This window comes from Chitinimonas sp. (assembly GCF_041904975.1).
Classification (GTDB): Bacteria; Pseudomonadota; Gammaproteobacteria; order Burkholderiales; family Chitinimonadaceae; genus Chitinimonas.
This window is the reverse complement of record NZ_JAYRLZ010000264.1, coordinates 1-5,869: the sequence shown is the minus strand read 5'-3', so window position 1 is coordinate 5,869 and position 5,869 is coordinate 1. Positions and strand designations below refer to the sequence as shown.

Genomic DNA, 5,869 nt, shown 5'->3' with positions numbered 1-5,869 from the left:
TGGCCAGCTACAGATAGCCAGCGCCATGCGGCGTCTCGATGACAAGCCGGCCTTGTCCCTGAACCTGTCCAGCTTGCCGGTACGCGAGCAGGCCAGCGCAAGCCCGACTCAGCTGCTTGACACCGGTGCCTCTGCCAACCGGCTCGATATCCTGATCATGGGCGATGGCTACACCGCTAGCGAGCAGGCCAAGTTCCAGCAGGATGCCGCCGATATGGCCGAGCGCTTTCTGAGCATTTCGCCATACAAGGACTATCGCAACCTGATCAAGATTTCCTCGCTGTTCACCGCTTCAGCTGAAAGTGGCGCCAGCAAGCCGGCCTGTGCCGAAACACCGTCCGAGCCGGCGGTGGTGCGCAATACCGCCTTTGGCGGGCATTTTTGTACCAGCGGTATCCGCCGCCTGGTGACGGTCGACAGCAGCAAGGTGTTGGCGGCGGCGGCAGCCGCACCAGATTGGGACCATATCTTCGTATTGATCAACGACACCGAATATGGCGGCGCTGGTGGTTCGCTGGCGGTGGCCACGCTGAACAAGGCTGCCACCCAGCTGATCCAGCATGAATTCGGTCATTCGTTTACCCGGCTGGCCGATGAATACAGCTCGGCCTATCCGGGCTACCCGGCGTGCAGCGATGCGCCGGGCTCCACCCGCACTTGCGAGGCCAATGTCACCGACCAGACCGACCCGGCCGCGATCAAATGGCGGCGCTGGTTCAGCGGCAACCCGGCTTTGCCCAGCGTGGGCGAGCTGGCCGATCCGCGCGGCGCCGGCTTGTGGCTGGGGGCGCGCTACCAGAGCAGTGGCATGTACCGTCAATGCTACGACGGCATCATGCGCTCCTTTACCCATGGCTGGTTCTGCCATGTCGATGCCGAAGCCTTTGTGCTGCGCCTGTACCAGGGTGGCTGGGGGCTGCCCAAGGCGGGTATCAGCAATATCGAGCCCGGTAGCAGCAGCCCGCAGGCGGGCAAAACCATCAATGCCGGCGACTGCCAGCGCTATCAGGCGCAGCTGGCCGGTCCCGATGGCAGCACGCTGGCGGTCAGCTGGTCGGTCGATGGCAAGCTGGTGCAAAGCGATCAACTGGCCCATGGTGCTTACGCCAAGCTGGATCGGGCCCTGGGCGAAGGCAGCCATACCATTACCCTCACGGTCAGCGATCGCAGCCCTGTCTTGTTCGACCCGCACCAGTCGAGCAGCAGCTGGAATATTGTTGCTGGCACGGCGAGCAAACCGCAGCTGGACCGGCTGTTCGACTGGGCCGAGCAGCAGTTCCCCAGCCTGTTTGCCCCGGCGCGGCAGCAGACCGAGGTGCGTGCCGGTCTGACGCAGCGCTATTACCCGGGCAGCGATGCCACCCTGGCGGTCAACGATTGCAAGGTGTTCTATACCGGGCCGCTCAGCGGCAAGCAGCAACTGTATGTCGGCGCGGTGGCCGACTATATGCCGGATGCGGAAAAAGCCGGATTTTAGGGCTGATCAGAGCCGGGAGCCGGCGGCTCACCATACTGCGCCTGCCATTGCGCCAAGGCACGGCGGTAGTCCGCCAGTTCCTGGTTGTAATAGTCCCATACGCAGAGCTCGCAGCCGCTATTGCAGCACAGGCCATCATCGGGCGGGATAGGCGGTTCGGGGCGGGGCGGAATATCGTTCATACCGGTGTCGCTTGCGTTTTTTCGGCCAGCAGCCGTGCATAAAGCGCGGTCAGCTGCTCGGCCATGGCGGCAGGGGAGTAGGGCAGGATGGTGGCACGGGCGGCTGCTGCCATGCAGGCCCAATCGGCGGCCGTGGTCCGAGTGGCAATCAGGCGGGCAAAGCCGGTGGCATCGAGGGCGTCGCGCACAAAGCCGTTTTCGCCCTCGCGCACGAATTCGGCTGCGCCGGATTTATCGCTGGTCAGCACCGGCAGGCCACAGGCAAACGCTTCCAGTGCCACATTCGGGAACGGGTCGTATAGGGTGGGCAGGAATAGCGCATCGGCCATGCCATACCAGTCGAGCACATTGCGCTGGGCGCCGACGAAATGCACCCGGCCGCTCAAACCAAATCTTGCTGCCAGCCGTCGGTAACGGCTGGCGCGCTTGTCATGGCCCACCACCACCAGCTGGGTGTCGCCGCCGGCCTGGGCCAAGGCCTGCAGGCAGGTCGCCACCCCCTTGCGCTCGAAGCCGGAGCCCACATAGACCAGCACCGCCGCATCGGCAGCAATGCCGAGCTGCTGGCGTAAGGGCGTGCGCTGTAGCCGCGCCTTGTCCGGATGAAACGCCTCGGCATCAATGCCGCTATAGATCACCTGCAGCATGCTGTCGGGCAGGGCAAACCAACGCTTGAGCTCATCGGCCACCATGCGCGAATTGCAGATCACCGCACGCAGGCGTGGGCTGGTGAACAAGGCTTTCTCGGCTGCCAGTGCATAGTGGTGCTGCGGATTCAGCCACAAGCCGAGGCGCTTCAGCGGCCCGAGCTGGCGTCGCCGCTGCACCAGCCATTCGCGGTGCACGCCATCGCCGGCACGATAGAGATCGCAGGCGGCTATGCGTTCGTGCGATTGCACCAGGTCAAAATCACTGGCCGCCACGGCGCGTTTGACCGCGCGGGCAAAGCTCCACTCGCGCCACACGCTGCCAAGGTAGAACGGATTGACGGTGAGGCTCTGGTAACCAGCATGCGCCTCCCACTGCCGGGTGATCAGGGTGACATCGACCGAGCCGGCCAGGGCAGCAATGGCGCGGCTGACAAAGCGCTCGGCCCCACCGGAAGGGTTGTATTTCTGGCGGATGATGGCGAGCTTGATCGGTGACATGGGCAGTGCAGAAGGCGACAAAGGCGCAAGGGTAATGGCTGCAGGCCAAAACGCAAGGCTGGCGAGGTGCACGCTATCGTGCTGCAAGGCCAGTGCCAACAACGCCTTGCCCATATCGGCGCGGGGATGCGCCTATAATCGACGGTTTTCGCTGACGGAATGCCGTGATGACTGCCTCTCTGAGCCACGATGCCAATCCCCTGCTGTGTGACTGGCACACCCCGCATGGCTTGCCGCCGTTCGACGCGGTGCGCCCTGAACACTTTGAGCCGGCCTTCACCGTCGCCATGGCGGCACATCTGGCCGAGCTTGATGCCATTGCCGATCAGACCGAGCCGCCGAGTTTTGCCAATACCCTGGTGCCACTCGATTGTGCCGGTGCCCAGCTCAAGCGCATTACCCTGCTGCTGGACAATCTGACCGCCTCCGACACCTCGCCGGCCTTGCAGGCGGTCGAGTTGGAAATGGCGCCGATACTGGCCGCGCATGACAGCAAGGTCTATCTGCATGCCGCCCTGTTTGCCCGTATCGATGTCCTGCATGCCGAGCGTGCTGCGCTGGGCCTCGATGCCGAGCAGCTGCGCCTATTGGAGCGCGTGCATCTGGACTTCGTCCGCGCTGGCGCCAAGCTCGATCCGGTCGCCAAGGCGCGCTACGGCGAGATCATGCAGCAGCTGGCCGAGCTTTCCACCCGCTTTAGCCAGAACACCCTGCACGATGAGGCGGCCTTTGCGCTGGAGCTGAAAACCGAGGCCGACTTGGCCGGTTTGCCGGAATTCGTGCGCGCTGCCGCTCGCAGTGCCGCTGCGGCACGCGGTCTGCCCGCCGGCAGCCATGTCATCACCCTGTCGCCCTCGCTGGCCGAGCCATTCATGACCTTTTCCTCACGTCGAGATCTGCGCGAGACGGTTTGGCGTGAACGGATGGCGCGCGGTGCCCATGCCGGCGCGCACGATAATCGCCCGCTGGCCGCACAGATCATTGCGCTGCGCCAGGAGCAAGCCGCCCTGCATGGCTATGCCAGCTATGCCGACTATGAGCTGGTGGACCGTATGGCCGGTACGTCGGCCGCTGTTTTGGACCTGCTGGAGCAAGCCTGGCAGCCGGCCCTGCAAAAGGCGGCGGCCGATCGCAGCCTGCTGGTAGAGGCGGCACGCAATCTGGGTGAATCCACCTCGATCGCCGCCTGGGACTGGCGCTATCTGGCCGAAAAGGTACGCCAGCAGCGTTACGACCTCGACGATGCCGAGCTCAAGCCCTACTTCAGCCTCGACAATATGATCGCTGCCATGTTCGACTGCGCCCATCGCCTGTTCGGCCTGAGCTTTGTCGAGCGCCACGATATTGCGCTCTACCATGCCGATGCGCGTATCTGGGAAGTAAGCCGCCATGGCAAGCTGCTGGCGCTATTCATTGGCGACAATTTCGCCCGGCCCAGCAAGCGCAGCGGCGCCTGGATGAGCATCTTCCGCAGCCAGCGCGAGGGCGTGCTGCCCATCGTCATCAATAACAACAACTTCGCCAAGGCCGACACCACCCTGTTGAGCTTTGACGATGTACGCACCTTGTTCCACGAGTTCGGCCATGGCCTGCACGGCATGTTGTCCAATGTGCGCTACGAGAAACTGGCGGGCACCCAGGTGCTGCGCGACTATGTCGAGTTGCCCTCGCAAATCTTCGAGAACTGGGCGGAAGAAGAGCAGGTGCTGGCGCGCCATGCCCGCCATTACCAGAGCGGCGAGCCGATGCCGGCGGCCTTGCTGGCCAAGCTGAAGGCGGCGCGCCGCTTCAACCAGGCCTGGGCCACCGTCCAGTATGTGGCGCCGGCCTTGATCGATATGGCCCTGCACTCCTTGCCCAATGGCACGCCGGTCGATATCGCCGCCTTCGAGGCCGAACAGTGCCAGCGCCTCGGCGTGCCGGCCGATATCGGCCAGCGCCACTATCTATCGCATTTCGGTCATCTGTTCGCCGGCCCTTACTACGCCGCTGGCTACTATGTGTATATGTGGGCCGAGGTGCTGGACGCCGATGGCTACGACGCCTTCCGCGAAGCCGGAGACCCGTTCGACTCCGCCGTGGCCGAGCGGCTGTACCGCTATGTTTACAGCGCCGGCAACACGCTGGAGCCGGCCCAGGCCTTCCGCCAGTTCCGTGGCCGCGACCCGCAGGTGGCGCCGATGCTGGCCAAGCGCGGACTGATTGCGACGGCAGGTGCAGCATGAGCCCGCAGGAACTGGCACAGGGCCAGTTAGATGCCTACAACGCCCACGATCTCGATGCCTTTCTCGCGTTTTTCAGCGAGGATTTCACCCTGTACGACTTTCCCGACAGCGAGCGGCTGCGCGGCAAGGCATTGATACGCGAGCGCTACGCGCAAATTCTGTTTGCCGGCAGCACCGTGCATGCCACCGTCACCCAGCGCATGGTGCATGGCAATGTGGTGATCGATCATGAATTCGTCACCGGCCACCCATTGGTGGGCGACACCAGCCTGATCGTGATCTATGAAGTGCGCGACGGCTTGATCAGCGCGATGCGCGCCATTCGCTGAGGCTCGCTACTGTCGGCAATACGCCGGGCCGGATAACTGGCTGCCCGATATGAAAAGCCCGTCGCAACGCGACGGGCTTTTTTTCAGCAAGGCCTGCAACGAATCCACCAGTGCGCCGACAATGCGATTGCTTCGCGGCGGAAGAAGTGGGTGAGAACCATGTGGAAGCAACGACGTATTCACCGTCGCACCAGTCCCGGCGTGGCCGGGACCGGCGATTGATACCTCGATTCGCTGCGAGCGTGTTGCCTACTTGTCTTCTAGGCACTGGAACGAGTCGCACATGGCGGTAAAGGCGCGGCCATTGTCGCAGAACACCCGGTAAGCCTCGCGCGGTGCCGGCGGGGTGATCAGCCAGGCGCCGTCACCGATGCAGCCCTTCTTCACCGCCAGCTTGTTAGCCTCGAACGACCATTTGCCCAACTTGAGCTGGCTGTGGTCGGGCGCTGGCACGGCCAGCACTTCGGCATTGCCGGTGCCATAGGTCGATACGGCAATGACGCGCGGG

6 protein-coding genes are annotated in these 5,869 nt (G+C 63.7%); 3 read left to right on the top strand and 3 right to left on the bottom strand.

Translation table 11 applies throughout. The features are described 5' to 3' along the window. The coding region (locus ACE3OH_RS18405) for a M64 family metallopeptidase (RefSeq protein WP_374356604.1) at positions 1 to 1,477 on the top strand (1,477 nt) is incomplete at its 5' end. On the opposite strand, the gene ACE3OH_RS18400 is transcribed toward ACE3OH_RS18405, so the two are convergent. Then, entirely contained in the window at positions 1,474 to 1,659 is a 186-nt protein-coding gene (locus ACE3OH_RS18400; protein WP_374356601.1) for an oxidoreductase-like domain-containing protein, read from the bottom strand. The genes ACE3OH_RS18405 and ACE3OH_RS18400 overlap by 4 nt on opposite strands. Next, entirely contained in the window at positions 1,656 to 2,921 is a 1,266-nt protein-coding gene (locus ACE3OH_RS18395; protein WP_374356598.1) for a glycosyltransferase family 4 protein, read from the bottom strand. Before ACE3OH_RS18395 ends, ACE3OH_RS18400 begins: the two co-directional genes overlap by 4 nt. A gap of 53 nt (positions 2,922 to 2,974) precedes the next feature. Here ACE3OH_RS18395 and ACE3OH_RS18390 point away from each other — a divergent pair, with 53 nt between their 5' ends. Both ACE3OH_RS18390 and ACE3OH_RS18385 read left to right on the top strand, forming a co-directional pair. After that, a complete protein-coding gene (locus tag ACE3OH_RS18390) occupies positions 2,975 to 5,032 on the top strand; it encodes a M3 family metallopeptidase (protein ID WP_374356595.1) in 2,058 nt (685 codons plus the stop codon). Then, positions 5,029 to 5,361, top strand: coding sequence for a nuclear transport factor 2 family protein (locus ACE3OH_RS18385; RefSeq protein WP_374356592.1), 333 nt, complete (start codon positions 5,029 to 5,031; stop codon positions 5,359 to 5,361). The genes ACE3OH_RS18390 and ACE3OH_RS18385 overlap by 4 nt, the downstream gene beginning before the upstream one ends. A gap of 249 nt (positions 5,362 to 5,610) precedes the next feature. Here ACE3OH_RS18385 and ACE3OH_RS18380 read toward each other — a convergent pair. Further along, on the bottom strand, positions 5,611 to 5,869 hold a 259-nt coding region (locus tag ACE3OH_RS18380), incomplete at its 5' end, for a hypothetical protein (protein WP_374356587.1).